General features: G+C 70.1%; 30 protein-coding genes. 18 read left to right on the forward strand and 12 right to left on the reverse strand.

Annotated elements, in window-relative coordinates; translation table 11 throughout:
• Window positions 1–8 precede the first annotated feature (8 nt).
• Window positions 9–608, reverse strand: coding sequence for a LysE/ArgO family amino acid transporter (locus FBZ83_RS12200; protein ID WP_145682891.1), 600 nt, complete (start codon window positions 606–608; stop codon window positions 9–11).
• Window positions 609–705: 97 nt separating this feature from the next.
• Here FBZ83_RS12200 and FBZ83_RS12205 point away from each other — a divergent pair, with 97 nt between their 5' ends.
• On the forward strand, window positions 706–1,590 hold the full coding sequence (locus FBZ83_RS12205) for a LysR family transcriptional regulator ArgP (protein ID WP_145682893.1): 885 nt from the start codon (window positions 706–708) through the stop codon (window positions 1,588–1,590).
• Between the two features lie 3 nt (window positions 1,591–1,593).
• On the opposite strand, the gene znuB is transcribed toward FBZ83_RS12205, so the two are convergent.
• Entirely contained in the window at window positions 1,594–2,382 is a 789-nt protein-coding gene (znuB, locus tag FBZ83_RS12210; RefSeq protein ID WP_114859367.1) for a zinc ABC transporter permease subunit ZnuB, read from the reverse strand.
• Window positions 2,375–3,205 (reverse strand): zinc ABC transporter ATP-binding protein ZnuC, encoded by an 831-nt coding sequence (znuC, locus tag FBZ83_RS12215; RefSeq protein ID WP_198824881.1) that lies wholly within the window; start codon window positions 3,203–3,205, stop codon window positions 2,375–2,377. Before znuC ends, znuB begins: the two co-directional genes overlap by 8 nt.
• 89 nt (window positions 3,206–3,294) lie before the next feature.
• On the opposite strand from znuC, the gene znuA reads away from it, so the two are divergent.
• Both znuA and dapB read left to right on the forward strand, forming a co-directional pair.
• The gene (gene znuA / locus FBZ83_RS12220) at window positions 3,295–4,272 is read left to right on the forward strand and encodes a zinc ABC transporter substrate-binding protein ZnuA (RefSeq protein WP_145682895.1); all 978 of its coding nucleotides are present in this window, start codon (window positions 3,295–3,297) and stop codon (window positions 4,270–4,272) included.
• Between the two features lie 71 nt (window positions 4,273–4,343).
• Entirely contained in the window at window positions 4,344–5,141 is a 798-nt protein-coding gene (gene dapB, locus FBZ83_RS12225) for a 4-hydroxy-tetrahydrodipicolinate reductase (protein ID WP_114859369.1), read from the forward strand.
• A gap of 16 nt (window positions 5,142–5,157) precedes the next feature.
• Here dapB and FBZ83_RS12230 read toward each other — a convergent pair whose 3' ends face one another.
• Both FBZ83_RS12230 and FBZ83_RS12235 read right to left on the reverse strand, forming a co-directional pair.
• Window positions 5,158–6,045: a methylated-DNA--[protein]-cysteine S-methyltransferase gene (locus tag FBZ83_RS12230; protein ID WP_145682898.1), complete on the reverse strand. Its 888-nt coding sequence runs from the start codon at window positions 6,043–6,045 to the stop codon at window positions 5,158–5,160.
• An 88-nt stretch (window positions 6,046–6,133) separates the two neighbouring features.
• Window positions 6,134–6,646 carry a DUF2244 domain-containing protein gene (locus FBZ83_RS12235; RefSeq protein WP_247888274.1) on the reverse strand — a complete coding sequence of 171 codons (513 nt, stop codon included), beginning with the start codon at window positions 6,644–6,646 and terminating at the stop codon, window positions 6,134–6,136.
• A 76-nt stretch (window positions 6,647–6,722) separates the two neighbouring features.
• Here FBZ83_RS12235 and nth point away from each other — a divergent pair, with 76 nt between their 5' ends.
• Complete coding sequence (gene nth, locus FBZ83_RS12240) at window positions 6,723–7,382, forward strand: endonuclease III (protein WP_200479181.1); 660 nt, start codon at window positions 6,723–6,725, stop codon at window positions 7,380–7,382.
• A gap of 111 nt (window positions 7,383–7,493) precedes the next feature.
• On the opposite strand, the gene FBZ83_RS12245 is transcribed toward nth, so the two are convergent.
• Together FBZ83_RS12245 and FBZ83_RS12250 are read right to left on the reverse strand one after the other, a co-directional pair.
• Complete coding sequence (locus tag FBZ83_RS12245; RefSeq protein WP_145682903.1) at window positions 7,494–8,318, reverse strand: bactofilin family protein; 825 nt, start codon at window positions 8,316–8,318, stop codon at window positions 7,494–7,496.
• Window positions 8,319–8,511: 193 nt separating this feature from the next.
• On the reverse strand, window positions 8,512–9,204 hold the full coding sequence (locus tag FBZ83_RS12250; RefSeq protein ID WP_145682906.1) for an EI24 domain-containing protein: 693 nt from the start codon (window positions 9,202–9,204) through the stop codon (window positions 8,512–8,514).
• A 187-nt stretch (window positions 9,205–9,391) separates the two neighbouring features.
• Between FBZ83_RS12250 and FBZ83_RS12255 the strand changes: the two genes are divergently transcribed.
• The 4 genes from FBZ83_RS12255 to FBZ83_RS12270 all read left to right on the forward strand — a co-directional run bounded on the left by FBZ83_RS12255 (window position 9,392) and on the right by FBZ83_RS12270 (window position 12,681).
• The gene (locus FBZ83_RS12255) at window positions 9,392–10,390 is read left to right on the forward strand and encodes an adenosine kinase (RefSeq protein WP_119510636.1); all 999 of its coding nucleotides are present in this window, start codon (window positions 9,392–9,394) and stop codon (window positions 10,388–10,390) included.
• Between the two features lie 63 nt (window positions 10,391–10,453).
• Window positions 10,454–11,371, forward strand: a complete 918-nt coding sequence (locus FBZ83_RS12260; protein WP_145675987.1) for a sulfite exporter TauE/SafE family protein — start codon at window positions 10,454–10,456, stop codon at window positions 11,369–11,371.
• Window positions 11,368–12,147, forward strand: a complete 780-nt coding sequence (locus FBZ83_RS12265; RefSeq protein WP_145682909.1) for a TIGR02186 family protein — start codon at window positions 11,368–11,370, stop codon at window positions 12,145–12,147. Before FBZ83_RS12260 ends, FBZ83_RS12265 begins: the two co-directional genes overlap by 4 nt.
• 3 nt (window positions 12,148–12,150) lie before the next feature.
• Complete coding sequence (locus tag FBZ83_RS12270) at window positions 12,151–12,681, forward strand: universal stress protein (protein ID WP_145682911.1); 531 nt, start codon at window positions 12,151–12,153, stop codon at window positions 12,679–12,681.
• A 4-nt stretch (window positions 12,682–12,685) separates the two neighbouring features.
• Here FBZ83_RS12270 and FBZ83_RS12275 read toward each other — a convergent pair whose 3' ends face one another.
• A complete protein-coding gene (locus FBZ83_RS12275) occupies window positions 12,686–14,152 on the reverse strand; it encodes a fused MFS/spermidine synthase (protein WP_145682914.1) in 1,467 nt (488 codons plus the stop codon).
• A gap of 30 nt (window positions 14,153–14,182) precedes the next feature.
• Window positions 14,183–15,451 carry an adenylate/guanylate cyclase domain-containing protein gene (locus FBZ83_RS12280; protein WP_145682917.1) on the reverse strand — a complete coding sequence of 423 codons (1,269 nt, stop codon included), beginning with the start codon at window positions 15,449–15,451 and terminating at the stop codon, window positions 14,183–14,185.
• A gap of 108 nt (window positions 15,452–15,559) precedes the next feature.
• Between FBZ83_RS12280 and FBZ83_RS12285 the strand changes: the two genes are divergently transcribed.
• Window positions 15,560–16,114 carry a NifU family protein gene (locus FBZ83_RS12285; RefSeq protein WP_114859380.1) on the forward strand — a complete coding sequence of 185 codons (555 nt, stop codon included), beginning with the start codon at window positions 15,560–15,562 and terminating at the stop codon, window positions 16,112–16,114.
• 62 nt (window positions 16,115–16,176) lie between these two features.
• On the opposite strand, the gene FBZ83_RS12290 is transcribed toward FBZ83_RS12285, so the two are convergent.
• Both FBZ83_RS12290 and ddpX read right to left on the reverse strand, forming a co-directional pair.
• Complete coding sequence (locus FBZ83_RS12290; protein ID WP_145682919.1) at window positions 16,177–17,232, reverse strand: polysaccharide deacetylase family protein; 1,056 nt, start codon at window positions 17,230–17,232, stop codon at window positions 16,177–16,179.
• Window positions 17,233–17,449: 217 nt separating this feature from the next.
• Window positions 17,450–18,001, reverse strand: a complete 552-nt coding sequence (gene ddpX / locus FBZ83_RS12295; protein ID WP_145682921.1) for a D-alanyl-D-alanine dipeptidase — start codon at window positions 17,999–18,001, stop codon at window positions 17,450–17,452.
• A gap of 101 nt (window positions 18,002–18,102) precedes the next feature.
• Here ddpX and tsaB point away from each other — a divergent pair, with 101 nt between their 5' ends.
• Window positions 18,103–18,789 carry a tRNA (adenosine(37)-N6)-threonylcarbamoyltransferase complex dimerization subunit type 1 TsaB gene (gene tsaB / locus FBZ83_RS12300; protein WP_145682923.1) on the forward strand — a complete coding sequence of 229 codons (687 nt, stop codon included), beginning with the start codon at window positions 18,103–18,105 and terminating at the stop codon, window positions 18,787–18,789.
• Entirely contained in the window at window positions 18,786–19,298 is a 513-nt protein-coding gene (locus FBZ83_RS12305) for a GNAT family N-acetyltransferase (RefSeq protein WP_145682925.1), read from the forward strand. Before tsaB ends, FBZ83_RS12305 begins: the two co-directional genes overlap by 4 nt.
• 3 nt (window positions 19,299–19,301) lie before the next feature.
• On the opposite strand, the gene FBZ83_RS12310 is transcribed toward FBZ83_RS12305, so the two are convergent.
• Complete coding sequence (locus FBZ83_RS12310) at window positions 19,302–19,592, reverse strand: sulfurtransferase TusA family protein (RefSeq protein ID WP_014238868.1); 291 nt, start codon at window positions 19,590–19,592, stop codon at window positions 19,302–19,304.
• A 55-nt stretch (window positions 19,593–19,647) separates the two neighbouring features.
• On the opposite strand from FBZ83_RS12310, the gene FBZ83_RS12315 reads away from it, so the two are divergent.
• The 7 genes from FBZ83_RS12315 (at window position 19,648) to FBZ83_RS12345 (ending at window position 26,245) form a co-directional block, all read left to right on the forward strand.
• Complete coding sequence (locus FBZ83_RS12315) at window positions 19,648–20,064, forward strand: MucR family transcriptional regulator (protein ID WP_014238866.1); 417 nt, start codon at window positions 19,648–19,650, stop codon at window positions 20,062–20,064.
• A 321-nt stretch (window positions 20,065–20,385) separates the two neighbouring features.
• Complete coding sequence (locus tag FBZ83_RS12320) at window positions 20,386–21,210, forward strand: GNAT family N-acetyltransferase (RefSeq protein WP_145682927.1); 825 nt, start codon at window positions 20,386–20,388, stop codon at window positions 21,208–21,210.
• Between the two features lie 44 nt (window positions 21,211–21,254).
• Window positions 21,255–22,088 (forward strand): lysophospholipid acyltransferase family protein, encoded by an 834-nt coding sequence (locus tag FBZ83_RS12325; RefSeq protein ID WP_145682931.1) that lies wholly within the window; start codon window positions 21,255–21,257, stop codon window positions 22,086–22,088.
• Between the two features lie 254 nt (window positions 22,089–22,342).
• Window positions 22,343–23,692: a tRNA (N6-isopentenyl adenosine(37)-C2)-methylthiotransferase MiaB gene (miaB, locus tag FBZ83_RS12330; RefSeq protein WP_247888285.1), complete on the forward strand. Its 1,350-nt coding sequence runs from the start codon at window positions 22,343–22,345 to the stop codon at window positions 23,690–23,692.
• A gap of 92 nt (window positions 23,693–23,784) precedes the next feature.
• Entirely contained in the window at window positions 23,785–24,801 is a 1,017-nt protein-coding gene (locus tag FBZ83_RS12335) for a PhoH family protein (RefSeq protein ID WP_247888286.1), read from the forward strand.
• Window positions 24,801–25,331, forward strand: a complete 531-nt coding sequence (ybeY, locus tag FBZ83_RS12340) for an rRNA maturation RNase YbeY (RefSeq protein ID WP_145676368.1) — start codon at window positions 24,801–24,803, stop codon at window positions 25,329–25,331. Before FBZ83_RS12335 ends, ybeY begins: the two co-directional genes overlap by 1 nt.
• Complete coding sequence (locus FBZ83_RS12345) at window positions 25,328–26,245, forward strand: hemolysin family protein (RefSeq protein WP_186466051.1); 918 nt, start codon at window positions 25,328–25,330, stop codon at window positions 26,243–26,245. Before ybeY ends, FBZ83_RS12345 begins: the two co-directional genes overlap by 4 nt.
• The last annotated feature ends 74 nt before the right edge of the window (window positions 26,246–26,319 follow it).

Genomic DNA, 26,319 nt, shown 5'->3' on the forward strand with positions numbered 1-26,319 from the left:
TCCATTGCTCAGGCCACCAGACTCGCCGCGATCGCGCACATGACGACGCCGATGCTGGTGTCGAGCGCCCGCCACGCGCCGGGCCGGGCGAAGACGGGCCGCAGCAGGCGGGCGCCGTAGCCCAGCGCGAAGAAGAACAGGAGGGAGGCGGTCATCGCCCCCAGCGCGAAGGCGTGTTTGCCCTCGGCGAACTGGGTCGACACCGACCCGACCAGCACCACCGTGTCCAGATAGACGTGCGGATTCAGCCAGGTCAGCGCCAGGCAGGTCGCCAGCGTTGCGCCAAGCCCCGCCGGAACCGCCGAGGCCGGGTCCAGCGCGCCGCCCGCCCGGAAGGCCGAGCGGAAGCTGCGCAGCCCGTAGACCAGCAGGAAGGCCGCTCCGGCGTAGCGGGTCGCCGTCTCCAGCCAGGGCAGCCATTGGGCGGCCTGGGCGAAGCCGCCGACCCCGGCCAGGATCAGCAGGGCGTCGGACACCGCGCAGGTGGCACAGACGGCCAGCACATGCTCCCCGCGCAGGCCCTGGCGCAGCACGAAGGCGTTCTGCGCGCCGATGGCGACGATCAGGCTGAGACCCAGCAGAAGGCCGGGAAGGAAGGCGGAGAGCATGGCAGCCTCACGAGGTGGAACGAGGCCGTTCCCCTACCATCGCCGTCCGGATTAGAATAACTAAAGTCCCTTATCCCGATTAAGGAACGCTAATCCCATGCTGGATTACGCCCTGCTCGCCGCGTTGGCCGCGGTCGTCCGCACCGGCAGTTTCGAGCGGGCGGCGGCGCAGCTCCATGTCACCCCCTCCGCCGTGTCGCAGCGGGTGAAGCTGCTGGAGGAGCGGATGGGGACGATCCTGGTGGTGCGCGGGTCGCCCTGCACCGGCACCCCCGCCGGCCTGCGGCTGGGCCAGCACGCGGAGCGGGTGGCTCTGCTGGAAAGCGAGCTGCGCGACGGGCTCCCCGGCCTGCCGCAGGACGGGCCGGCGGTGACCGTGCGCATGGCGGTCAACGCCGACAGCCTCGCCACATGGTTCGTCGCCGCGATGGCTGGGACGCCGGACGTGCTGTTCGACCTCGTCCTCGACGACCAGGAGCACAGCGCCGACTGGCTGCGCCGGGGCGAGGTGCTGGCGGCGGTGACGGCGAGCGCCCAGCCGGTGCAGGGCTGCGACAGCACCCCGCTGGGTGCCTTGCGCTACGTGGCGACGGCCAGCCCGGCCTTCCTGCGCCGCCATTTCCCCGATGGGGTGGGGGAGGCGGCGCTGGCCCGCGCGCCGCGCCTGACCTACAACAGCAAGGACCGGCTGCAGACGCAGTGGACCCGGCAGGCCTTTGGGGTAGAGATCACCTCGCCGACCCACTGGATGCCCTCCACCCACGCCTTCGTGGACGCGGCGCTGGCCGGGCTCGGCTGGGGCATGAATCCGGAGCCGCTGGTCGCCGCCGCCTTGCGCGACAGGCGGCTGGTGGCGCTGGTGCCGGACCAGCCGCTGGACGTGCCGTTGTTCTGGCAGCGCAGCCGCATCGCCAGCCGCACCCTGGCCGACATCACGCGCTCGGTGTTGACGACGGCGCGCGCCCAATTGACGCAAGCGTGACGCTTACCGGTTTGCCGCCGGCACCATCATGCTCGCCAGGAAGAGGGCGGCGGCGGCGACCACGATGCTCGGCCCGCCCGGCAGGTCCCAGTTCAGCGAGGAGAGCAGGCCGCCCAGCACCGCGGCGATCCCGAAGACCGAGGCCAGGGCGGCCATCGCCTCCGGCGTGCGGGAGAAGCGGCGGGCCGCCGCCGCCGGGATGATGAGGAGCGAGGTGATCAGCAGGATGCCGACGATCTTCATCGCCGCCGCGATGACCAGCGCGATCAGCAGCATGAAGGCCAGCCGCAGCGCCTCCACCGGCATGCCCTCGACCCGCGCCAGATCCTCGTCCACCGTCACCGCCAGCAGCCGCCGCCACAGCAGCAGCAGCCCGCCCAGCGCCGCCGCTCCGCCGGTGTAGATCCAGGCCAGATCGGCGGTGGTGACGCTCAGGATGTCGCCGAACAGATAGGCGACCAGATCGACGCGCAGCGTCTCCAGGAAGGCGATGGCGACGAGGCCCAGCGACAGCGACGAATGCGACAGGATGCCCAGCACGGTGTCCGTGGCCAGCGCGCGGCGCCGCTGCAGCCCGACCAGCGCCAGCGCCAGCGCGACGCACACCCCGACCACCCCGATCAGCGGGTTGACGCCCAGCAGGAAGCCCAGCGCCACCCCCAGCAGGGCGGAATGGGCCAGCGTGTCGCCGAAATAGGCCATGCGCCGCCACACCACGAAGGACCCCAGCGGGCCGGCGACCAGCGCGATGCCGCAGCCGGCGGCCAAGGCACGCAGAACGAAATCATCCATGGCAGCAGTCCCCGTCATGGCCGGGCACCACGGCGCCGTCGCTGGCGTGCGCGTGGTCGTGGTGATGGACATAGACGGCCAGCGCGTCGGCGTGGCCGCCGAACAGGGCGCGGTATTCCGGGTGGCGCCGCACGTCCTCCGGCGCGCCTTGGCAGCAGACATGGCCGTTCAGGCAGAGCACGCGGTCGGTGCGGGCCATCACCGTGTGCAGGTCGTGGCTGACCAGCAGCACGCCGCAGCCGCGGGTGCGGCGCAGCGTCTCGATGCGCCCGAACAGCTCCGCCTGCCCATGGACGTCCACCGCCTGGTCGGGCTCGTCGAGCACGAGAAGCTCTGGATCGCCGAGCAGAGCGCGGGCCAGCAGCACCCGCTGCATCTCGCCGCCGGAGACGGTCTGGACCGGGCTGGCGGCGAGGTGGGAGACGCCGGCTTCCTCCAGTGCCGCGGTGATGCGGGCCTCGGTCACCGGGCGCCACAGCGCCAGGAAGCGGCGGACGGTCAGCGGCAGGGTCGCGTCGACGGTCAGGCGCTGCGGCATGTAGCCGATGCGCAGGCCCCGGCGGCGCTCCACCACCCCGGAGGAGGCGCGGACGAGGCCCAGCACGGCGCGCACCAGCGTCGTCTTGCCGGCACCGTTGGGACCGATCAGCGTGACGATCTCGCCGGGCCGCACCTCCAGGTCCACGCGGTCGAGGATCGTCCGCCCACCCAGCCGCACCGTCAGGCCCTTGGTGTCGACAAGGGGAGGGGCCAGGGCCGGGGACGAGACTGACGAACGCGCCGCGTGGGGGGCCGCGTGATGGGCCCCGTGATGGATTGACATGTTATGTTATAACGTGACATTGCTGGAAACGAAGACAGCTATGCGCCGGAAAGACCCGGCTGTCCAGTCAGACGATGAGGAACCCACCCATGCGTGCCGCGATGCGCCCCCTGCCGCTCCTTGCCCTCGCTGCAACCCTCGCCGCTGCCGGCCCGGCGCTGGCCGAAGCGCCGAAGGTCGTCGCCTCGATCAAGCCGGTCCATTCCCTGGTCGCCGCGGTGATGGAGGGTGTGGCGGAGCCGGCGCTGATCGTGCGTGGTGCCGCGTCCCCCCACACCTACGCCATGAAGCCGTCGGACGCGAAGGCGCTGGCCGCCGCCGACCTCGTCTTCTGGATCGGGCCGGAGCTGGAGGGCTTCCTCGACAAGCCGGTGACGGCGAACGCGAAGAAGGCCACCTCCGTCACGCTTCTGGAGGCGCCGGGCGTCACCCTGCTCGACGCCCGCGAAGGCGGCGCCTGGGAGGCCCACGACCATGGGCACAAGCACGATCACGGGCACGACCATAAGCACGACGACAAGCACGCCCATGAGGACGAGCACGACCATGACGAGGTGAACACCCACATCTGGCTCTCCCCCGCCAACGCCCGCGCCATGGTCGCGGCGATCGCCGAGGCTCTGGCGGCCAAGGACCCGGCCAACGCCGCCGCCTACACCGCCAACGCCGAGCGCACCGCCCGCTCCATCGACGCGCTCGACGCGGAGCTGAAGGCGGCGCTGGCCCCGGTGGCCGGCAAGCCCTTCGTCGTCTTCCACGACGCCTATCAGTATTTCGAGGCGCAGTACGGCCTGAACGGCGTCGGCGCGATCACCGTCAACCCGGAACGCCGCCCCTCGGCCAAGCGGCTGTCGGAGATCCGCGCCAAGATCGGCGGCCTCGGCGCCGCCTGCGTCTTCGCCGAACCGCAGTTCGAACCGGCCCTGGTCAACACCATCGTCGAGGGCACCCCGGCGAAGAAGGGCGTGCTCGACCCCGAAGGGGCGGACCTGAAGGACGGCCCCGGCCTCTACCCCGCGCTGATGCGCAACATCGCCGCCTCGCTGAAGGATTGCCTGGGGTCCTGAGGCGTCTCGGCGCTTAAGCCTTGCCCCCGGCTGTGCTAGACCCGTGTCGGAATTCTCCCAGGGAGGCAGGCATGAAGATCGGGGTCGTCGGGTGCGCGGGGCGCATGGGGCAGATGCTGGTGCGCGAGATCGCCGCCACGCCGGGCTGCACGCTGGCCGGCGGCACGGAGCGGGTGGGCGGCCCGGCGCTCGGCAAGGACATCGGCGTCCTCGCCGGCCTTGAACCGCTGGGCGTCGTCGCCATCGACGATGCGGCGGCGCTGTTCGCCGAGGCCGACGCGGTGATCGACTTCACCAGCCCCGAGGCCAGCGTCCGCCACGCCGCGCTGGCCGCCCAGTCTCAGACGGTGCTGGTCATCGGCACGACCGGCATCGGCCCGGCCCAGCAGGAGCCCATCGCCCAGGCGGCGACCCACACCCCGATCGTCCAGTCGCCGAACATGTCGCTGGGCGTCAACCTGCTGCTGGCGCTGGTCGAGCAGGTCGGCCGGGCGCTGGGCGACGACTACGACATCGACATCTTGGAGATGCACCACCGCAACAAGGTGGACGCGCCCTCGGGCACCGCGCTCGGCCTCGGCCGGGCGGCGGCGGCGGGGCGCGGGGTGGCGCTGGAGGATGTCTGGCAGAAGGTCCGCGACGGCCACACCGGCGTCCGCCCGCGCGGCGAAATCGGCTTCGCCACGCTGCGCGGCGGTGACGTCATCGGCGACCACACGGTGGTCTTCGCCGCCGAGGGCGAGCGGATCGAACTGACCCACAAGGCGTCGGGCCGCCAGGTCTACGCCAAGGGCGCGGTCCGCGCCGCGCTGTGGGCCAACGACAAGCAGCCGGGCCTCTACAGCATGAAGGACGTGCTGGGTCTCTGACCGGTCAGGCGGCTCTTCAAGCGGCTGCCTCGTCCTCCGGCATCGCGTGCCCCTGCTCCCAGGCGAGCAGGGCGCGCTTGCGGGGGATGCCATAGCGGTAGTTGTGGATGATCCCCGACTTCTGGATCACCCGGTGGCAGGGGATCAGAACGCAGACCGGGTTGCGCCCCACCGCCGCCCCCACCGCCCGCATGGCGGTCGGCTGGCCGATGGCGCGGGCCACGTCCTCGTAGGACACGACGGCGCCGGAAGGGATGCGCAGCAGCGCCTCCCACACCTTGATCTGGAAATTGGTGCCCTTCATCAGCAGGCGCAGAGGCTCGCGTCCGGCGGAACCGTCCCAGCGGAAGGCGCGGGCGGCGACCGGGCGGGTGGCGTCGGCGTCCTCCACCAGGCGGGCGGCGGGCCAGGCGGCGGCCATCTCGGCCAGCGCGTCGCGCCCGTCCTCCTCCTCGGCGAAGCTCAGCCAACAGACGCCGCGCTCGGTGGCGGCGACCAGCGACGGGCCGAAGGGGGTGGGGTGCAGGCCCCAGCGGATGGTCAGCCCGCCGCCCAGCGCCTTGTACTCGCCCGGCGTCATCGCCTCGCAGGCGACGAACAGGTCGTGCAGCCGTGACGGGCCGGACAGGCCGACGTCCAGCGCCACGTCCAGGACGCTCTGGTTCGCGGCGAGCAGCCGCTTGGCGTTGTCCAGCGTCAGGAACTGCAGGAAGCGCTTCGGGCTGATCCCTGCCCATTGGGTGAACAGCCGCTGGAAATGGAAGGGGCTCATGCCGGCGACCGTGGCCAGCTCGTCCAGCCCCGGCTGGTCCTGCCAATGGTCCACGAGATGGCGGATGGCGGCGGCGATGGCGCGGTGGCGCCGCGCGTCAACGGGGTCTTCAGCAGGATTCAGGCAGGGCATGGCGGTTCTCTCCCAGGCTCCATGTCCGGCGCAGGATGCGCCGCCGGAGCGGGCCGACCAACCCGTTTCTTGCGCATTCCTTCGGTGGTCAGGGCACCGGTTCGGGATGGCAGGGGGCACGGCGCCACAGGGCCAGCGCGCCGCGCAGCGCCTGGGCGAAGTCCGCCCGCTCGTCCGGTGTCAGGAAGGCGCCGACGGCCACCGACTGCCCATGCGAGGTGAGGGTCACCCGACCGCCATGCCGGGGCGGGCCGTCCAGGGTGACGCGCAGCCAGTTGGGCTGAAGGCTCCAGCGCCGCTCCGGCTTGTTCCGGGCGACGCGCTGGACGGTCAGATCGGTGTCGGTCAGGCGCACCCGCTCGTACAGTTGGGCGGCCCGGTTGTTGACGCGGAAGGCCAGCCAGAGGATCACCACGTCCAGCCCGCAGAAGGGAACCACCGGCCACGCCCCGTTGGCGGCGAAAATCCCGGCAATCAGCAGATTGACGAGGATCACCACCCCCATCAGAACGCGGAACCCGTGCCGCCCCAGGCTGCGGTGCGGGTGCAGGATCGCGTCGAAGAAGACGCGGGGAGCCGGAGGCAGATCATGACGGGCCATGGTCATGCACACAAACTGGTGTGGTTTGGGCGCGGGTTCCAGCCGTCCTGTTTGCATGGACGGCCGGGGTCCCGCTATGCTGCGCGCCATGAAGCCCGCCGCCGTCCAGGAATTCTTCCGCCGCCTCAGCGCCGCCAACCCGGAGCCGAAGAGCGAGCTGGAATACATCAATCCCTACACCCTGCTGGTCGCCGTCGTCCTGTCGGCGCAGGCCACCGATGTCGGCGTCAACAAGGCCACCGGCCCGCTGTTCCAAATCGTGACCACGCCGCAGCAGATGGTGGATCTGGGGGAGGAGCGGCTGCGCGGCTACATCAAGACCATCGGCCTGTTCAACACCAAGGCCAAGAACGTCATCCGGCTGTCGGAAATTCTGGTCGCCCAGTATGGCGGCGAGGTCCCCCGCGACCGCGAGGCGCTGGAAACCCTGCCCGGCGTCGGGCGCAAGACCGCCAACGTGGTGCTGAACGTCGCCTTCGGCGAGGAGACCATCGCGGTGGACACCCACATCTTCCGTGTCGGCAACCGAACCGGCCTTGCCCCCGGCAAGACGCCCGACGCGGTGGAGGCGAAGCTGCTGAAGGTGGTCCCCAAGGCCTACCGCCGGCACGCCCACCACTGGCTGATCCTGCACGGCCGCTACGTCTGCAAGGCCCGCAAACCCGACTGCCTCGTCTGCCCGGTCAGCGACCTGTGCGGCTTCAAGGACAAGGTGCTGCCGGCCGCCGTGGTGTGAGCGGCAAGCTGTGATGTTTCCCGTGAAACGGCGGCGATAACTGGAAAAAGAAAAAGCCCGGCGAGGGGTGATCCCCGCCGGGCTTGCTCGTGAAACCGCGTTTAACGGCGTTTAGCCGTCCACCACGATGGGGTCGAGTGCGGCCGGGGCCGGGGCCGCTTCCGCCGGGGCGGCGGGGGCCGTGGCCGGCTTGGCCGCAGGGGTGTATTTGCCGATCTCGCCGTTCAGCAGGGCGCCGGCCTCGACCGCCAGCTCGCCGTACTTGATCGAGCCGTTGATCTTGCCGGTGGAGCGCACGGTCAGGCGGCCGCGCACGATGATGTCGCCCTCGAAGCGGCCACCGATGTCGGCCTCGTCGATCTCCACGGCACCCTTGAACAGGCCGGTCTCGGCGATCTCGATGGACCGGCCGTCGCGCAGCTTGGCCTCCACCGTGCCTTCCACCACCAGCACGTCGCAGGACCCGATCTCACCGTTCAGGGAGATGTCGCGGCCGACGATCAGGCGGCGCTGGTCGCTGGCCAGCGGGGCGGCCAGCGGGGCTGCCGGCACCGGAGCGACCGGGGCGGGGGCCGCGGCGGCCGGGGCACCATACCCCTCGGGACGGCGCGGCGCGGCACCCGGCAGGTCGACGGTGCGGCGCGGAATGTCCGTCGGCTTGTAGCTCGAACCGGGGATCGGGGCGCCGGCCGGCGGCTTCGGGGTGCTCGTGTTCATCTCGGGTCCCTTGGAGGAAAACGGCTCGGGTTGCGGCGTGCGGCCGGCCGGGGCGGGGCCGGCCGGCGGATTAGCCGCGGACGGGTTGCTCAGGGAGGCGAGCGGCGACACCGCCGCCGCGGGTTCGGCGGCGCCCGCCTGCGGTGCGGCCAGGGTGGCCGGGTCGGCGCTTTGGGTCTTCGGCGCACCGACGGGCGGATTCTTTCGTCCGAACAGCATGAACGTTGATCCCCAGGTCAGTCAGGTCGTGAAGGTTGGCAGGTCGTCGAGGTCGGGTCATCGGAGGCGGTTTCGCATGAACCGGGCCCGATCGACGGCAGCCAAAAGACCACCCCGCCGGGGTAACACGGTCATCCGGCCGGCCGCAAGTGGGCTTTGGTGCACGGTCGGGGCCGCGCCGCAGGACGGTCCGTCACGGCCCTTCCCGGCGGGGAAGGCCCGTCATGGACCCCGTCATGGAGTGGTAGATGTGGACCATGAAGGCGCTCGCGATCACCGGCACCAGCAGGTTGACGAAAGGAATTGTCGAAAGAAAGGCAATTACGGCGCCAGCCAAAAATGGTTTCAACGGGCTGGAACGCCGCAGAAACCCCGCCTCCTTCCGTCCCATCCGCCGGATCGCCACCATCTCGAAATATTCGCGGCCGAGAAGATAGCCGTTGGCGGTGTAGAAGATCAGCAGGTTCAACCCCGGCACCATCAGATACAGGGGCAGGGCGAACAGATTGACCAGCAGGACGATGGCGAAAAAGCGCAGCGCGGTCAGCAGTTCTTCGCCAAGGCCGGTCTGGCGGGGCGGCGGCAACTGGGGATAATGGCGCCGCTCCACCGCCTGCACCACCTCGTCGAGGAAGAAGCTGGACACCATGCCGACCGTGGCGGGAAACAGCACCCAGGCCAGCAGCAGGACCGCCAGCCCGCCCAGCACGTCCAGCACCCCGTCGACCCAGGCGTAGCCGGTCAGCGCCGTGTGGAACAGCGCCCACCACACCGCCCCGGCCAGCAGGGCGAAGGCCAGGATGGCGGACAGCACGCCGATCCACACGACGCGGCGGGACGCCGGGTCAGAAAGCTGTCCAATGGCGAGAAGCAGGGCGCGGATCATACGGACTCTCTCGATGGGGCCGTTGCGGTCGGGCGACGCTTATCTACGACGGCGGGCCGTTCCATTCCAGGGGGCCTTGCGCCGCGCTTGAGATGTGGAGGCGGGCGGCTATACTCGCGCCCGGTTTTCCTCCACGGTTCCGACACCGTCTTTCCCCGCCTTTTCCCAAAGTTTCCAAGGAGCGCCCATGGCCACGGCCGAATTCGACGTCACCGGCGTCGGCAACGCCATCGTCGACGTGATTGCCCATGCCGACGACGCCTTTCTCACGGCCAACGGCATCGAGAAGGGCGCGATGACGCTGATCGACGCCGCCCGCGCCGAGGAGCTGTACGGCCGCATGGGCCCGGGCATCGAGGTGTCGGGCGGCTCCGCCGGCAACACCATGGCCGGCATCGCCTCGCTGGGCGGCAAAGGCGCCTACATCGGCAAGGTCCACGGCGACCAGCTCGGCCAGGTCTTCCGCCACGACATCCGCGCCGCCGGCGTGCATTTCGAGACGGCGGCCGGCCATGGCGGCGCCCCGACGGCGCGCTGCCTGATCCTGGTGACGCCGGACGCCCAGCGCTCCATGAACACCTTCCTCGGCGCCTGCGTGGAGCTGGGGCCGGAGGACATCGACGAGGCGCTGATCGCCAACTCGCAGGTCACCTACCTGGAAGGCTATCTGTGGGACCCGCCCCGCGCCAAGGAGGCCTTCCGCAAGGCCGCCGCGACCGCCCACGGCGCTGGGCGCAAGGTGTCGCTCTCGCTGTCCGACAGCTTCTGCGTCCACCGCCACCACGCGGAATTCCTGGACCTCGTCGAGGGCCATGTCGACATCCTGTTCGCCAACGAGCATGAGATCACCGCCCTCTACAAGACCGATCGCTTCGAGGACGCGCTGGAGGCGGTGAAGCGCCTCGGCAAGACCGCCGCCCTGACGCGCAGCGAGAAGGGGGCCGTCATCGTCTCCGGCGGGGAGGTGGTCGAGGTTCCCGCGTCCCCGGTCGCCCGCGTGGTCGACACCACGGGGGCCGGCGACCTCTACGCCGCCGGCTTCCTCTACGGCTTCACCCGCGGCATGGCCCCGGCGGTGTGCGGCCGCATCGGCGCGCTTGCCGCCGCGGAGATCATCAGCCACGTCGGCCCCCGTCCGGAGGTCGTGCTGGCCGATCTGCTGAAGGACGCGGGCGTTCCGGCCTAATTGCCGTAACAGCGCCTGTACGGTATAAGCTGGCGGACCTTCCCGTCCGCCGGCTTTGCCCCCATGCAAGTGTATCTGCCGATCGCCGAGATGTCGGTCAACGCCCTGCTCGTGCTCGGCATGGGGGGGCTCGTCGGCTTCCTGTCCGGCATGTTCGGGGTGGGCGGCGGCTTCCTGATGACGCCGCTGCTGATCTTCATCGGCGTTCCGCCCGCCATCGCGGTGGGCACCCAGGCCAACCAGCTCGTCGCCGCCAGCGTGTCGGGCGTGCTCGCCCACTGGCGCCGCGGCAACGTGGACGTCAAGCTGGGCGTCGTCATGCTGCTGGGCGGCATGGTCGGCACGGTGGTCGGCGTCTGGATCTTCTCCCTGTTGCAGCGGATCGGCCAGATCGACGCGGCAATCACGCTGTCCTACGTCTTCTTCCTCGGCACCATCGGCACCATGATGATGGTGGAGGCCAGCCGCGCGCTGATCCGCCGCCGCGCCCCCACCGCCAAGCGGGGCAAGCTGCACCGCCACATGTGGCTGCATGGCCTGCCGCTGAAGATGCGCTTCCAGCGCTCCAAGCTCTACATCTCCGCCCTGCTGCCGGCCGGGATCGGGGCGATCGGCGGGATGCTGGTGGCGATCATGGGCATCGGCGGCGGCTTCATGCTGGTGCCGGCGATGATCTATCTGCTGAACATGCCGACCGGGCTGGTGGCCGGCACCTCGCTGTTCCAGATCATCTTCACCACGGCCATGGCGACGCTGCTCCAGGCGGCGACCAACCAGACGGTGGACGTGATGCTGGCGCTTCTGCTGCTGATCGGCGGGGTGATCGGCGCGCAGTTCGGCACCAAGGCCGGCGGCCGGCTGCGCGGCGAGCAGGCGCGCCTTCTGCTGGCCTCGCTGGTCGTCGCGGTGGCGCTGAAGCTCGCCTTCGATCTGGTGGTCGAACCCAACGACGTCTTCACCATCTCGACGAGGATGTCGTGAGCGCTGTCGGCAAGGGCGCCGGGCGGCTGTGGTCCGTCCGGGTCGTCGGCGGGCTGGCGGGGCTTCTGGCGGGGGTGTTCCTGGCCTCCATGGTGTGGGCGCAGCAGCTCGTCGCCGACCTGTCGAGCCACCTGATCGCCATCACCACCGGCTTCACCGGGACGGAGGTCGTGCTGTTCGGCACCACCGACGGGGCGGGCGACGTCGCCATCGTGGTGACCGGCCCGCGCACCCCGGTCACCGTGCGCCGCAAAGAGCGCATCGCCGGGATCTGGATCAACGCGCGCAGCGTGCGGTTCGAGCAGGTGCCCGGCTATTACATGGTCGCGACGAACCGCCCGCTGGACCAGTTCGTCGGCCGCCCGGTGCTGGAGCGCCACCAGATCGGCCTGCCGAACCTCCAGCTCGGCCCGCGCGAGCAACTGGCCCCGGACCAGCTCGCCCTGTTCCGCTCCGCCCTGATCCGCAACAAGCAGCGGGCCGGGCTCTACGGCATCACGCTGGGGCAGGTGGCCTTCCTCGGCGAGCGGCTGTTCCGGACCAACATCTATTTCCCGGCCAACGTGCCGACGGGGCTGTACAATGTGGAGGCGCTGCTGATCCGCGACGGCGAGGTGGTCAGCGCCCAGACCACGCCGCTGGTGGTGTCCAAGGTCGGCTTCAGCGCGGAAATCTACGACTTTGCGCGCAACCAGCCGATGATTTACGGTGTTGCCGCGGTGATTGGCGCCATCGCCGCCGGCTGGTTGGCCGGCGCCATCTTCCGGAGGGTGTGACGCATGTCCGATCCGATTGCGACCGATCCGAACGCCGGGGCGGACGTCACCCCGGACGCCACGGCCAAACCGCCGGTCCGCATCTTCCTGGTCGTGGTGGACGAGAGCCCGGAGCTTCAGCTCGCCCTGCGCTACGCCTGCCTGCGCGCCCGCAAGTCGGGGGGCAAGGTGGCGCTGCTTTACGTCATCGAGCCGGGCGAGGTGCAGCAGTGGCTGGCCCTGGAAAACCTGATGCGCGAGGAGCAGCGCGCGGAGGCGGAGCAGAAGCTGCAGAAGCTGGCCCGCGACGTGAACCGGCTGACCGGCACCCTGCCGGCCCTGTACGTGCGCGAGGGCAACCGCCGTGACGAGGTGCTGGCCCTGATCGACGAGGAGCCGAGCATCTCCATCCTCGTGCTGGCCGCCGGCGTCGATCCGGAAGGGCCGGGACCGCTGATCTCCTACTTCACCAACCGCGGCCTCGCCAAGATGCGCATTCCGCTGACCATCGTGCCGGGCGGCATCGGCATCGACGCGCTGGACGCCATTACGTAAAGCGTCAACGCCCGTAAAGCGCGGTGAGGCTGCGCTGGTCGATGTCGGACCGATCATCGGTCAGCACGGGATGGCCCTCCAGCGTGGCGGGGGCCAGCGTTTCCAGGATGCGCGAGGCCGCATACGTCGCACCGGGCGGAGCGGCGCGCAGGCGTACGCTCAGATCCTCCAGCGTACGCGCCTCCTTCGTGGCGATCAGCAGGTAGTTCCCGCGCCCGGCGTCGGCGACGTACACCGACGGAAAGACCGCGCCCTGCGTCGCCGCCAGCGGCCCGACCAGGGCGTCGCGGTCCATGGGGGAGGCGACGTTCATGACCAGCACGCCGCCCGGCGCCACCCGCCGCTCCACCGCCGCGAAGAACTCCCGCGTCGCCGTGAAGAAGGGGATCAGCGCGGTCGAGTAGAGGTCGACGATCACCACGTCGTGCTGCTCCGGCGACCGCTCGACATGGCGGCGGGCGTCCTCCACAGCGACGCGCACCTCGGGCCGCAGGCCGAACCTCTCGCGCGCCACCTCGACCACCGCGGGGTCCAGCTCCACCCCCAGGATGTCGGCGCCGGGCCAGCTGTCGAGGATCTCCTTGGCGGCGGCTCCACCGGCCAGCCCCAGCACCAGGACGCGCGTGCCGTTGCCCAAGGCCGGAACGGCGGCGAACAGGTCGTAATACAGACCGGTCGGCCCGCCGTCCTTGCGCAGCCGCGACTGGGTGGCCCAGGCCACGTTCAGGTGCAGGCGGATCTGCTCGGCGTCCTCCTGCACCATGATCGTGTTGTGCGGCGTCTCGCGGTAGAGGGCGAAGCCCTGCCCCTCGCCATGGCCGGCGGCCCAGGCCAGGGGAACCGCCAGGGCCGCGGCGGCGGCCACCCGTTTCCCACCCGGAACGAACAGGCAGGCGAGCGCCGGCAGGACCGCCGCCAGGGCGTAGCCCGCCGACACCCCGACCTGCGGGATCGCGTAGAAGGAGGCGAAGAAGGTGCCGCCGATGCTGCCCAGCGTGCCGACCGCGTAGATCCGTCCCGCCGCCGCCGCACCGGTCAGGCTGCTCAGGCCCGCGCAGAGCGGCGACACCATGGCCAGCGCGAAGGACGGCAGGCCGAGGATCAGCGCCGCCCCGACGACCGACCCCTCCACCGCGTTGAAGCGGCCCGCGGCGTCGGCCAGCATCGGCTTGCCCAGCCACGGAGTCAGCGCCGCCGCGGCGACCCCGGCCAGCAGGGCGGCGCGCAAGGCCGGCACCGCCTTCGGCCCGTCGCCGAGCTGCCCGCCGGTCCAGTAGCCGGCGGCCATGAAGGTCATCACCACGCCGATGACGGCGCCCCACTGATAGACCGAATAGCCGAAATGCGGCGCCATCAGCCGTCCGCCGAGGATCTCCATCATCATCAGCGACCAGCCCGCCGAAAACGCGGCGGCGGCCAGCGCGACGGGACGGAGGGACGGGCGGGCAGGGGAGGGGTCGCGACCGCTCAAGGCCGGCGACCGCGGGTTCGTGGCAGCGCCCTATTCATCGGTCCCGTCATTGGTCCCTGTCTTCTCCTTCAGCCCATAGACCTCGATCGGGTCGTTCAGCCCCTTCACCGGATGCCAGCCGACCGAGACGAGGCGGCTGGCGCAGGCCTCGGCCACCTCGGCGGAGGTCAGGACGTTGCGCTCCAGCCGGCTGCACAGCCCCTCGATCCGGCTGACCAGATTGACCGCCGGGCCGATGACGGTGAAGTCCAGCCGGTTGGCGGAGCCGATGTTGCCGTACATGACCTCGCCCATGTGGAGCGCGATGCCGCAGCGCAGGGTGGGTTGGCCCCAGGCGGAGCGTTCGGCGTTGCGGGCGGCCATGTCGGTCAGCGCCTCCTCCGCGGCGTCCAACGCCTTGGTGCAGGCGGCGGCGCCGGTCGGGTCGCTCTCCTCCAGCGGGAAGATGGCCAGCATGGCGTCACCGATGAACTTCATGATCTCGCCGCCGCGGCTTTCCACGGCGCCGCCCATGATCTCGAAATAGCCGTTCAGCAGGGCGATCAGCTCCTCGCGCGGCAGCCGGTCGGCCAGCGAGGTGAAGCCGCGCAGGTCGCAGTACCACAGCACGGCGCGGACGTTGGCGCCGGTGCCGCGGCGGATGTCGCCCGACAGGATGCGCGCGCCGGTGCGGTGGCCGACATAGGTGTCCAGCACGGTCGTCGCCAGCCGCCGCAGCGCCAGCGTCTCCAGCACCGCGCCCAGCGCCGGCAGCACCGCGTCGACCAGCGCCAGATCGGCGGTGGAGAAGCCGCCGGGCCGGTCGGTGGTGAAGCTTAGCACGTTGCGCCGCCCCCCGGCGAACAGCACGGCCATGGCGACGTAGTCGGTCGCCCCCTGCGCTTTCAGCTCGGCGAAGACCGGGTACGGGTAGGGCGGCTCCATCTGCTCCAACCGGTAGCGCAGGCCGTCGGCGCCGTCCTCGATCAGGGTGGCGAAGGGGCTGGTCAGGTATTCGGTGCTGGTCTCGGTGCCGTGGGCGCGGGTGGTGGTCTCCACCTGTTCGGCGTTGCGGCGCCAGAAAAAGGCGATGGTGCGGATCTGCGGGTGCAGCAGGGGCAGGGCGCAGACGGCGCGCAGCAGCGGCACGCCGGAGGCCATCAGGCGCCGGCAGAAGCGGTCCATCATCGGCTCGAAGCCGGGCGCGTGCCGGCCTTCCAGCAGCAGCCATTCGACGACCTCCCGCGCGGCGTCGTCGATGGAGGGGCCCCCAGGGATGGCCGCGGGAACGGCCGGTGCGGTGGCCGCGGGCGGTGCCATGCTCACGGATCGATAACCATAAAGATGCGATGCTTGATCTGTCGGCGGATTCTGCCCAAGTTTCGCCTACGCCGCCAGTGTTGTTCGGCGCCGATGGAGGATATCACCATGTTCATTCAGACCGAGCAGACGCCCAACCCGGCGACTCTCAAGTTCCTGCCGGGGCGTGACGTGCTCGGACGCGGCACCGCGGACTTCCCGTCCCGCGACGGCGCCGCCGCTTCGCCGCTGGCCCAGCGGCTGTTCGAGATCGACGGGGTCCAGGGCGTGTTCCTGGGCGCCGACTTCGTGACCATCACCAAGGCCGGCGACAAGGAGTGGTTCCTGCTGAAGCCGTCGATTCTCGGCGTCATCATGGAGCATTTCACCGCCAACCGCCCTGTGCTTCTGGAGGAAACGGCCGGCGACGGCCACGCCGCCAGCGCGGACGACGACGAGATCGTCACCCAGATCAAGGAGCTGCTGGACACCCGCGTGCGTCCCGCGGTGGCCCAGGACGGCGGCGACATCACCTTCTACGGCTTCGAGGAGGGTGTGGTGTATCTGGAGATGAAGGGGGCCTGCTCCGGCTGCCCCAGCTCCACCGCCACGCTGAAGGCCGGCATCGAGAACATGCTGCGCCACTACATCCCCGAGGTGGTCGAGGTCCGCGCCGTCCGCTGACGGCAACCGCCGGCGGGCGCGGTCCGAACAGGCGGACCGCGCCCGCCGGCTTGTTCCAGCGCCTATTCCGGAACCACGAACTGCATGCCGAGCCAGCGCCAGCGCCCATCGGGGCCGGGCAGGGTGCAGTTGACGCGCGTGCGGCCCGGCGGGAAGGGGTCGCGGATGCGCACCTCCACCCGGTCCTCCGTCACGCGCTCCAGCGCCGTCCGGCCCTGGCCGGCGGCGAAGCAGGCCAGCCGCGCGATGTCGCCGATCTCGTCCGACACGGTGAAGCCGATCGACGGCGGGTTGACGGTCAGCAGCGGGTCGTCGGGCGTCAGGTCGGTCACCGGCAGCGGCAGCGCGTTGGCGGCCAGCCGGAAGCGGTCCACGCTGCCGAAACTTTCGTTCATCACGAAACGCGGCAGGGTCGCCCGGTCGGCCTGCGGGTGCAGGACGCCGGACTGCTGGCCGAAGGCGGCGGCGAAGCCCTGCTCCGTCACGATGGTCCGCAGCGCCGACGACACCTCGCCCTGCGGGTAGGCGAACAGGGTGGGGCGCTGGCCGGTCTCCGCCTGCAGCCGGTCGGCCATGCGGCGCAGCTCCGCCTTCACCTCCTCGGCGGGGCGGGACACCAGCGACTGGGTGGAGGCGCCGAGCCCGCCGAGCGTGACCCCGGCGGCGGCGAGCTGCCGCACCTCCGCCCAGGTCATGTGGGCGGGCGACCCGCGGTCGACGGCGTCGGTCGCCACGAACAGGGTGAAGGGAAGACCCGCCGCCTTCAGCCGGGGCCATGCCTCGCGGAAGGCGGAACGGCTGGCCTCGTCGATGGTGATCGCCACCGTCCGGTCGGGCAGCGGCGCGCCGCTGCGCAGCGCCTCCAGGATGCGGGGCAGGGGCAGGACCTGGTAGTCGCCGTCCTGAAGCTCGTCCAGATGGGCTTCGAACTGGTCGATACGGATGCTGATGGACGGAGTCTGGTCCTCGCCGAAGCGGTCGTAGGCGAAGACGACGGCGGTGTTCGTGGTTCCGTCTCCAGCAACGGCGGGCGCCGCAACGCCGGGACTTCCCGCCAGGGCCTGGAAGGCCCAGGCGGCGGCCACGGCGAAGAGGGTGGCGGCGCGGCGGAACGGCATGGCGGCCTGTCGTGGGTCCGGAACGGTCGCGCGGCCGGACCGGAGCCCAGGCTGCGCCAAGGCTGGTGTGGCACAGGGATGGCGCCGGGAACAAGTCCGCAACACGCACGATGCGCTTCGAGCGCCTTCGTGATGCAGCCTTGCAACAACCCCTGTGACATTGGGCCTTATGGCGCCCGGCCGCGGGGATGGCGCCCGCGACCGGGGTCGTGGGCCATCACCCCATCATCACGCCGCCGAGCGCGGCGTCGGTCAGCAGGGGGTAGCGCTGCTCGTCCGGCAGCTGGTAGTGCCACCACTCGAAGCTGTAATGCCGCCAGCCCGCCGCCGTCATGACGCCGAGAAGGGCGGCGCGGTTGCGCTGCTGCTCGGTGGTCAGGTCGGTGCGGCCATGGTGGGACTGTTCGGTCATGTCGTCGAAGCCGGTGCCCATGTCCAGCGGGCGCCCAGAGCCGTCGGCCAGCGTCAGGTCCACCGCGACGCCGCGCGAATGGGTGGAGCCGCCCGACGGGTCGGCGATGTAGGAGGGATCGGGCAGCGCCCGCCACAAGGCCCATTGCGCCTCGACCGGGCGGAAGGCATCGTACAGCCGCAACCGGCAGCCGATGCCGCGCGCCAGCCGGATCGCCGCGCGCAGCGCCGCCGCCGCGTCGGGGTGCAGCAGGCAATGCGGGTGCCGGTAGATCGGCGCCCCGGTCAGGTTGTCCGGCGTGGCGTATAGCAGGTCGATGTCGACGTCGAAGTCCGGTGGTGCGATGGGTGTGAGCATGATCCATGCCGTCAGGGAAGGTCGGGGCTGTCTATCACGCTCTTGACCCAGGCTTGAAGTGGGGCTTTGAAGATGGCGGACCTGACGACGCGTGTGAGGCGATGAGAGTTCTGGGACTGGACACGGCGACCTCCGGCTGTTCGGCCGCGCTGTGGGACGATGGCGCCGTCACGGTGCAACGGCGCGAGCCGATGGCCCGCGGGCAGGCGGAGGCGCTGGTGCCGTTGGCGCAGGCCGCGCTGGCGGAAGCCGGCTGCGCCTTCGACGCGCTCGACCGCATCGCCGTGACCGTCGGGCCCGGCGCCTTCACCGGCCTGCGCATCGCGCTGGCCGCAGCGCGCGGCTTCGCGGTTGCCGCCGGGCTGCCGGTGGTCGGGGTCACCAGCTTCGACGCGATCGCCCACGGCCTGCCGGAGGCGGAGCGGGACGGCCGGACCGTCCTGGTCGCCGTGGACTCCCGACGCAGCGAGCCGTTCCTGCAGCTGTTCCACCCGGACCTGACGCCGTTCGGCGAGCCGGCGATGCTGGAGCCCGCCGCGGTGCCGGGTTGGCTCGACGGGCTGCTCGCCGGTGAAGCCGGTGCCATGCCCCTGCTGGTCGCCGGGGACGGGGCGGCGGCGCTGCGCCCGCTTCTGGAGGGGCGTGCCGACACCGCCTTCGCCGCCGGGCCGGGCACACCCGACGCCGCCGTGGTCGCCGCGCTGGGCGCCCGGCGCGAGGTTGGACTGCCGGCCCAGCCCTTCTATCTGCGTCCGCCCGACGTCTCCCTGCCGCGGAAGACGGCATGACGGCGGCCCCGCCCGAGACGTCCCGTTCCCCGGCGTCTCATCCGGTGCGGCTTCAGACCGCCGGCCTTGCCGACGCCGCGGTGATCGCGGCCCTGCAACAGGGGTGCTTTCCCGACGATCCCTGGGGCAGCGAGGCGGTCGCCAGCCTGATCGGCCAGCCCGGCTTCTTCGCCGCTCTGGCCTTGCGGGAGGGCGTGGAGGGCGACGATCCGGTCGGCTTCCTGCTCGCGCGGGTTGCCGCCGACGATGGCGAGATCATCGCCGTCGGCGTCCGGGACGACGCGCGGGGGCAGGGGACCGGGCGGCGGCTGGTGGTGGCGGCTTTGGACGGCGCGCGGGCGCTGGGCGCCACGGCGCTGTTCCTTGAAGTCGCCGAAGACAATGGTATGGCGCAATCCCTGTATAAATCTTGTGGCTTCTTTGCCGTGGGCCGTCGTCCCGGCTATTACCGCAGGGTGGACGGAAGGGTTGCCGCCCTGGTGTTGCGGTATTCGTACACCGACGAATAAATCTTAACCTTTCTGAATCCACAGGCGGTGCACCCCGTCCGGCTCATCCGGATTTTCGGGCGTCACGGCGAGAATGGAGTGACCCAGTTCGGCTAAGGATCGGGGTACATTCTCCAAGGGTTCGCCAGCGTTCAGCCGGACTTCAAGCGTCTGCCCGGCCGCCATGCGCTCCACCGACAACTTGGTCTTGACGAAGGTTAACGGGCACACCTCGCTGGTGATGTCCAAAAACAAATCCGGAGATTTTTTTTCGTACACTGCTTCCTCTTTAAGAGCAAAGGATGGATATTGCACGCGGCCACAAACCTCTTTATATGGAGAGGAATGCCAAGCTGCGGAGCAAGCTTACATGAGCAATGGTAACCCTTCCAACGCGCTGTTGTCTCTGACCACGGAGATCGTGGCGGCGCATGTCTCGAACAATACAGTCGCTCTCGGCGATCTTCCGACGCTGATTGAGCAGGTGTACAAGTCACTCGCGAATGTCGGGACCGAGCCGGTTGCGACTGAGGAGCGTCCGCAGCCCGCGGTGCCCATCAAGAAGTCCGTCACTCCCGACTACATTGTATGCCTGGAGGATGGCAAGAAGCTGAAGATGCTGAAGCGCCATCTGAAGACGGCCTACGACATGTCGCCGGAGGAATACCGCGACCGCTGGGGCCTGCCGGCCGACTATCCGATGGTCGCCCCGAACTACGCCCGCCAGCGCAGCTCGCTGGCCAAGCAGATCGGTCTCGGCACCCGCGCCCGCCGCGGCGCGGCCTGAGGTCCAGGTCCATCAAGCTTGTGCGTTGGTGTCCGGCGGACCGCCGCTGTTCGGTCCGGTCCGCCCCGGAACCCCTTCGGCCGGATGTGACCGCTTTTTCCTTCCCGCGTGATCGTTGCCGTCCCGTCTTGCCGCCGTCCCCGTTCTCCGGGGCCGGACCTTGTGGCTTGCCCGGAGTCCGGGCATGCCGGGGGCGGGATCGTCACGTCGCGGTTGACCGGCAACCGGCCATTCGTGTTATCCCTGTTCCGTGCCCGACCGGGCTCCGGATGGAGAACCGGCGGTTGCCGCGACCCGAACAACGCCAGCGAAGCGTCGAGTATGGCTGATACAGGCACGGACCAGGGCAGCTCTTCGGATCTGCGCATGGGCTCCCTCGAAGTGCGGCTGGCCGAAAGCGCCGCCGAGATCGATTGGGCGCAGGCGTTGCGCTACCGCGTCTTCTACGAGGAGATGTCGGCGGTGCCGTCGCCGGACATGGCCGCGCGCCATCGCGACTTCGACGATTTCGACACCCTCTGCGATCATCTTCTGGTCATCGACCACGCCCGCGGCGACGGCCCGGACTCCGTGGTCGGCACCTACCGGCTGATCCGCCGCCCGGCGGCGGCCAAGGCCGGCCGCTTCTATTCCAGCGACGAGTACGACATCGGGCGGCTGCTCAGCTATCCGGGGGAGATCCTGGAGCTGGGGCGGTCCTGCGTCGACGCGGCCTACCGCACGCGCGGCAGCAGCATGCAGCTGCTGTGGCGCGGCATCGCCGCCTATGTCTTCCACCACGACATCGCGGTGATGTTCGGCTGCGCCAGCCTGCCGGGCACCGACCCGGTGGCGATGGCCGAGCCGCTCGCCTACCTGCATCACTTCCATCTGGCCCCGGAGGAGCTGCGCCCGGTGGCCCTGCCGGAACGCTGTGTCGGCATGGACCTGATGCCCCGCGACCAGATCGACCCGAAGCGCGCGCTGTCCGTTTTGCCGCCGCTGATCAAGGGCTATCTGCGGCTGGGAGGCTTCATCGGCGCTGGCGCGGTGATCGATCACCAGTTCAACACCACCGACGTGTCGATCGTGGTGAAGACCGACCTGATCACCAACAAGTATTCCAAGCATTACGAGCGGCGCAGCCGCGACGCCCAGATCGCGTGATCCACAATCGCATCGGGAAGCGGGCGCATCAGGAGGCGGGTGGCATGACGGCGGTGGATGCAACCGGTGCGCGCGCCCTGGGATCGCCGGTGCGCGGCGGCCTGCGCCTTGCGGTCTATCTGCTGTGGACGCTCCTGCTGGTCCCGGTGCAGGCGCTGGCCGTCGCTGTGCGCTCGCCGCTGCGCTTCCGGATACCGCGGTTCTACCACCGGGTCTGCGCCGCCATCCTGGGCATCGGCGTCGTGGTGCGCGGCGAGCGCGCCACGGACGGGCCGGTGCTGTTCGTCTCCAACCACTCCTCCTACCTCGACATCACGGTGCTGGGGTCGGTCATCCCGGGCTCCTTCGTGGCGAAGAGCGAGGTCGCCGGCTGGCCCTTCTTCGGGGCGCTGGCGAAGCTCCAGCAGACCGTCTTCGTGGAGCGCAAGGCCCGCTCCGGGGTGGAGAAGCAGCGCGACGAGCTGGGCGCCCGGCTGGACGCCGGCGACAGCCTGATCCTGTTCCCCGAGGGCACCTCCAGCGACGGCAACCACACGCTCCCCTTCAAGACGGCGCTGTTCGCGGTGGCCGCCCGCCGCATCGGGGACCGGCCGCTGACCGTTCAGCCGGTCAGCATCGCGCCGACCCGGCTGGACGGAATCCCGATGGGGATCGCCTTCCGTCCTTGCTACGCGTGGTACGGCGACATGGATCTCGCCCCCCATCTGTGGACCGTCTTCACGCTTGGCCGCATGACGGTGGAGGTGGAGTTCCATCCCCCGGTGACCATCGAGGGCTTCTCCAGCCGCAAGGCCCTGGCCGACCATTGCCAGCGCGCCGTCGCGCGGGGCGTGGAGCGCGCGGTGTCCGGGAAGCCGCTGCCCGCCGCGACGCCGTGACGGGAACTTTCCACACCGCAAAATGGAAAGACGCCGCGCGGGCACGATTGACTCGTTTTCCCGCACTCGTGCTACCATATCGGCAGGGTGCGACGCCGCGACGCGGCGGGTCGCGCGCCGGATAGCGCCGATCGATGCGGCGCCGTCCTGGCGCGCGTTTTTGCATTGGTCGCGATCGCGGTTGGTCGGATCGTTCAGCGCTGTGGAAGGGATCGTTGGGTAAGAAGCTCTTCATCAAGACCTGGGGCTGCCAGATGAACGTCTACGACTCCGCCCGCATGGCGGATGTCCTGGCACCCCTGGGCTACCGGCCGGTGGACGAGCCGGACGGCGCCGACATGGTGATCCTCAACACCTGCCACATCCGGGAAAAGGCCTCCGAGAAGGTGTTCTCGGAGCTGGGCCGCCTGCGCCAGCTCAAGGACGTCAAGGCCGAGGCCGGCGACGGCCGGATGATCGTCGCGGTGGCCGGCTGCGTCGCCCAGGCCGAGGGCGAGGAGATCGTCGCCCGCGCCCCCTTCGTGGACATGGTCTTCGGGCCGCAGACCTACCACACCCTGCCGGAGATGGTCGCCAAGGCCAGCCGCAAGGCGGGCAGCGTGCTGAACACCGACTTCCCCGTGGAGTCCAAGTTCGACTTCCTGCCGGACGAGAGCGCCAGCCAGGGCGTCTCCGCCTTCCTGGCGGTGCAGGAGGGTTGCGACAAGTTCTGCACCTTCTGCGTGGTGCCCTACACCCGCGGCGCCGAGTTCTCGCGGCCCGGCGCCCAGATCGTGGCGGAGGCCCGGCGCCTCGTCGCCGGCGGCACGCGCGAGATCAACCTGCTCGGCCAGAACGTCAACGCCTGGCACGGGGAGGGGCCGGACGGCACCACCTGGGGCCTCGGGCGGCTGGTCCGCGAATTGGCCGAGATCGACGGTCTGGAGCGCATCCGCTACACCACCTCGCACCCGCGCGACATGGAAGACGACCTCATCCGCGCCCATGCCGAGGTGCCGCAGCTCATGCCCTACCTGCATCTTCCGGTGCAGGCCGGGTCGGACCGCGTGCTGGCGGCGATGAACCGCAAGCACACGTCGGACGACTACCGCCGCATCGTCGACCGGCTGCGCGCCGCCAAGCCGGATCTGGCGTTGTCGGGCGACTTCATCGTCGGCTTCCCCGGCGAGAGCGACGCCGATTTCGCGGCGACGCTGCGCCTCGTCACCGACGTCGGCTACGCCCAGGCCTATTCCTTCAAGTACAGCCCGCGCCCCGGCACCCCGGCGGCGCTGGAGCACGCCCAGGTGCCCGAGGATATCAAGGAGGCCCGTCTGGCCGCGCTCCAGCAGTTGCTGAACGCGCAGCAGCAGGCCTTCAACGAGAGCTTTGTCGGGCGCACCGTGCCGGTCCTGTTCGACCGCGTCGGCAAGCGCACCGGCCAGCTCCTGGGCAAGAGCCCCTTTCTGCAGTCGGTGCACGCCGAGGCCAACGAGCGGCTGCTCGGCCGCATCGTCGCGGTGCGCATCGATGCGGCCCATCCGAACAGCCTTGCCGGCAGCGTGGCGACCGGTGAATACCGCAGCTCCGCCACCGGCACGCAACCCGTGGAGGCGACCGTTTGAACGGCTTGCCCGATCAGCGCCCTGACCAGCGCTCCGATCAACGCCCAGATCAACGGATTGATCTGAACTTCGACGACAACCGGCTGTTGCCGATGCTGTACGGGGAGCATGACCGCCACCTCGCCCGCATCGAGAACCAGCTGGGCGTTTCCCTGATCTCCCGCGGCAACACGCTGACCATCGCCGGCCCGGCGGAATCGTCGGAAGCCGCCCGTTCGGCCATCGACGCTCTCTACGAGCGCCTGAAGCGCGGCATGACCGTCGGCACCGGCGAGGTGGACGCCGCCGTCCGCATGGCGACCGGCGTCGGCGGCGCGGTGCGCGACCAGAATCTGGCGACGCTCAGCCGGGGCGAGGTTGCGGTGCGCACCCGCCGCAAGGGCGCCATCACCCCGCGCTCCCCCATGCAGGCGGCCTATCTGCAGGCGCTGGCGGAAAGCGAGATGGTCTTCGGCCTCGGCCCCGCCGGCACCGGCAAGACCTACCTCGCCGTGGCCCAGGCGGTGGCGCTGCTGACCACCGGCCAGGTGGACCGCATCATCCTGTCGCGCCCCGCCGTCGAGGCGGGGGAGCGGCTGGGCTTCCTGCCCGGCGACCTCAAGGAGAAGGTGGATCCTTATCTGCGCCCGCTCTACGACGCGCTGCACGACATGCTGCCGGCGGAGCAGGTGAAGAAGCGGCTGGAGTCCGGCGAGATCGAGATCGCGCCGCTCGCCTTCATGCGCGGCCGCACGCTCGCCAACGCCTTCGTCATCCTGGACGAGGCGCAGAACACCACGCCGATGCAGATGAAGATGTTCCTCACCCGCCTGGGCGAGGGGGGCCGCATGGCGGTCACCGGCGACATCTCCCAGACCGACCTGCCGGCCGGCGCCAAGTCCGGCCTGCGCGAGGCGCTGGACATCCTGGAAGGGGTGGAGGGCATCCGTTTCGTCCAATTCACCGCCGCCGACGTGGTGCGCCACCCGCTGGTCGCCCGCATCATCCGCGCCTATGACCGTGCTGAGGGCGCCCGCGCCGAGAACGACCGGGCCGCGGAGGACCGTGCCCGGGGCACCCGCGCCGACGGCCGGCGCCGGCCGGCCCCGGACGGGGAGGGAACACCGTGATGGCCGTCGACGTCGTCGTTTCACGTGAAGCGGGCGAGTGGGCGGACAACGCCGAATGGCTGTGCGAACAGGCGGCGCTGGCTGCGCTCTCCGTCACCTACGACGAGGATGAGGGGCCGGCGGAGCTGTCCGTCGTGCTGGCCGACGACGCGCTGGTGCACCGCCTGAACCGCGAATACCGCGGCAAGGACAAGCCGACCAACGTGCTGTCCTTCGCCCTGACCGAGGCGGAGGAGCCCGAACTGGGCGAGGACGCGCCGGTCATGCTGGGCGACGTGATCCTGGCCTGGGAGACCGTCGCCCGTGAAGCCGCCGAGCAGGGTAAAACACCTTCGGACCATATGACCCACCTTGTGGTGCATGGCGTTCTTCATTTGCTCGGGTATGATCACGAGACGGATGACGAGGCCGAGGAGATGGAGCAGCTCGAAACCGACGTGCTCGCCACCCTCGGAATCGCCGATCCGTACGCCGCCACGCGCTCTCCGCCCGGAGAGCCGAACCTGGACGAACAACCACCGGACCGATGAGCGAGATTTCCGACAGTCGAACGCCCCGTGAAGACGGGGCCGAAGATCAGCAATCCTTGGGCCACCTGTTTCGCGGGTGGATGAGGACCGTTTTGGGGGGGCGCGACGACGCCACCCTGCGCGCCACGATCGAAGACCTGATCGAGGATCAGGACAGCGGCGAGGGATCGCTGGGGGCGGCCGAGCGTGCCCTGCTCGCCAACATCCTGAAACTGCGCGACCGCACCGTCGACGACGTGATGGTGCCCCGCGCGGACATCGTGGCGGTGGAGGTGGACACCCCGTTCCCCGCCCTCGTCCAGCGCATGGCGGAGGACGCCCATTCCCGCCTGCCGGTGTTCCGTGAAACGCTCGACGACGTCGTCGGCATGGTCCACATCAAGGACGTGATCGTGGCGATGGCCAGCCGGACGCCGGTCGAACTCAAGGACATCGTGCGCGATCTCAGCATCGTCGCGCCCAGCATGCCGGTGGTGGACCTGCTGGTGCAGATGCGCCAGAAGCGCCAGCACATGGCGCTGGTGGTCGACGAGTTCGGCGGCATCGACGGCCTCGTCACCATCGAGGATCTGGTCGAGGAGATCGTCGGCGAGATTGAGGACGAGCACGACGAGGAGGCGACTCCCCATTTCGTGGAACGTCCCGACGGCTCGATCATCGCCGACGCCCGCGTCTCCATCGAGGATTTCGAGGATCGCGTCGGCGCCTTCCTCACCGAGGAGGAGCGCGAGGACATCGACACGCTCGGCGGTCTCGTCGTGTCGATGGCCGGGCGGGTGCCGGGCAAGGGCGAGACGCTGATCCACCCCTCCGGGCTGGAATTCGAGATCGTCGAGGCCGACCCCCGCCGCATCAAGCGGCTGCGCGTCCGCACCGCTCCCGCCGAGAATTCCGCCCTGGCCGAGGTCGGATAAGACCCCGCGGGTATTTTCACCACGAGGGCACGAAGGACACAAAGACGGCGCAAAGAGGCTCCACCGCATCCCCG

Origin of the sequence: Azospirillum brasilense (assembly GCF_007827815.1) — a bacterium.
GTDB lineage: Bacteria > Pseudomonadota > Alphaproteobacteria > Azospirillales > Azospirillaceae > Azospirillum > Azospirillum brasilense_C.

What these genes read in the sequence shown, in the direction of transcription:
- tsaB (WP_145682923.1), top strand. Translation starts at nt 18,103, where the DNA reads ATGAGAGTTCTGGGACTGGACACGGCGACCTCCGGCTGTTCGGCCGCG.
- ddpX (WP_145682921.1), bottom strand. Translation starts at nt 18,001, where the DNA reads ATGCTCACACCCATCGCACCACCGGACTTCGACGTCGACATCGACCTG.
- ybeY (WP_145676368.1), top strand. Translation starts at nt 24,801, where the DNA reads ATGGCCGTCGACGTCGTCGTTTCACGTGAAGCGGGCGAGTGGGCGGAC.
- FBZ83_RS12290 (WP_145682919.1), bottom strand. Translation starts at nt 17,232, where the DNA reads ATGCCGTTCCGCCGCGCCGCCACCCTCTTCGCCGTGGCCGCCGCCTGG.
- znuA (WP_145682895.1), top strand. Translation starts at nt 3,295, where the DNA reads ATGCGTGCCGCGATGCGCCCCCTGCCGCTCCTTGCCCTCGCTGCAACC.
- FBZ83_RS12325 (WP_145682931.1), top strand. Translation starts at nt 21,255, where the DNA reads ATGACGGCGGTGGATGCAACCGGTGCGCGCGCCCTGGGATCGCCGGTG.
- FBZ83_RS12200 (WP_145682891.1), bottom strand. Translation starts at nt 608, where the DNA reads ATGCTCTCCGCCTTCCTTCCCGGCCTTCTGCTGGGTCTCAGCCTGATC.
- FBZ83_RS12345 (WP_186466051.1), top strand. Translation starts at nt 25,328, where the DNA reads ATGAGCGAGATTTCCGACAGTCGAACGCCCCGTGAAGACGGGGCCGAA.
- FBZ83_RS12245 (WP_145682903.1), bottom strand. Translation starts at nt 8,318, where the DNA reads ATGCTGTTCGGACGAAAGAATCCGCCCGTCGGTGCGCCGAAGACCCAA.
- FBZ83_RS12285 (WP_114859380.1), top strand. Translation starts at nt 15,560, where the DNA reads ATGTTCATTCAGACCGAGCAGACGCCCAACCCGGCGACTCTCAAGTTC.
- FBZ83_RS12255 (WP_119510636.1), top strand. Translation starts at nt 9,392, where the DNA reads ATGGCCACGGCCGAATTCGACGTCACCGGCGTCGGCAACGCCATCGTC.
- FBZ83_RS12260 (WP_145675987.1), top strand. Translation starts at nt 10,454, where the DNA reads ATGCAAGTGTATCTGCCGATCGCCGAGATGTCGGTCAACGCCCTGCTC.
- znuC (WP_198824881.1), bottom strand. Translation starts at nt 3,205, where the DNA reads ATGTCAATCCATCACGGGGCCCATCACGCGGCCCCCCACGCGGCGCGT.
- dapB (WP_114859369.1), top strand. Translation starts at nt 4,344, where the DNA reads ATGAAGATCGGGGTCGTCGGGTGCGCGGGGCGCATGGGGCAGATGCTG.
- FBZ83_RS12335 (WP_247888286.1), top strand. Translation starts at nt 23,785, where the DNA reads ATGCTGTACGGGGAGCATGACCGCCACCTCGCCCGCATCGAGAACCAG.
- FBZ83_RS12320 (WP_145682927.1), top strand. Translation starts at nt 20,386, where the DNA reads ATGGCTGATACAGGCACGGACCAGGGCAGCTCTTCGGATCTGCGCATG.
- FBZ83_RS12235 (WP_247888274.1), bottom strand. Translation starts at nt 6,646, where the DNA reads ATGGCCCGTCATGATCTGCCTCCGGCTCCCCGCGTCTTCTTCGACGCG.
- FBZ83_RS12250 (WP_145682906.1), bottom strand. Translation starts at nt 9,204, where the DNA reads ATGATCCGCGCCCTGCTTCTCGCCATTGGACAGCTTTCTGACCCGGCG.
- FBZ83_RS12315 (WP_014238866.1), top strand. Translation starts at nt 19,648, where the DNA reads ATGAGCAATGGTAACCCTTCCAACGCGCTGTTGTCTCTGACCACGGAG.
- FBZ83_RS12230 (WP_145682898.1), bottom strand. Translation starts at nt 6,045, where the DNA reads ATGCCCTGCCTGAATCCTGCTGAAGACCCCGTTGACGCGCGGCGCCAC.
- FBZ83_RS12205 (WP_145682893.1), top strand. Translation starts at nt 706, where the DNA reads ATGCTGGATTACGCCCTGCTCGCCGCGTTGGCCGCGGTCGTCCGCACC.
- FBZ83_RS12280 (WP_145682917.1), bottom strand. Translation starts at nt 15,451, where the DNA reads ATGGCACCGCCCGCGGCCACCGCACCGGCCGTTCCCGCGGCCATCCCT.
- FBZ83_RS12270 (WP_145682911.1), top strand. Translation starts at nt 12,151, where the DNA reads ATGTCCGATCCGATTGCGACCGATCCGAACGCCGGGGCGGACGTCACC.
- miaB (WP_247888285.1), top strand. Translation starts at nt 22,343, where the DNA reads ATGAACGTCTACGACTCCGCCCGCATGGCGGATGTCCTGGCACCCCTG.
- znuB (WP_114859367.1), bottom strand. Translation starts at nt 2,382, where the DNA reads ATGGATGATTTCGTTCTGCGTGCCTTGGCCGCCGGCTGCGGCATCGCG.
- nth (WP_200479181.1), top strand. Translation starts at nt 6,723, where the DNA reads ATGCTGCGCGCCATGAAGCCCGCCGCCGTCCAGGAATTCTTCCGCCGC.
- FBZ83_RS12305 (WP_145682925.1), top strand. Translation starts at nt 18,786, where the DNA reads ATGACGGCGGCCCCGCCCGAGACGTCCCGTTCCCCGGCGTCTCATCCG.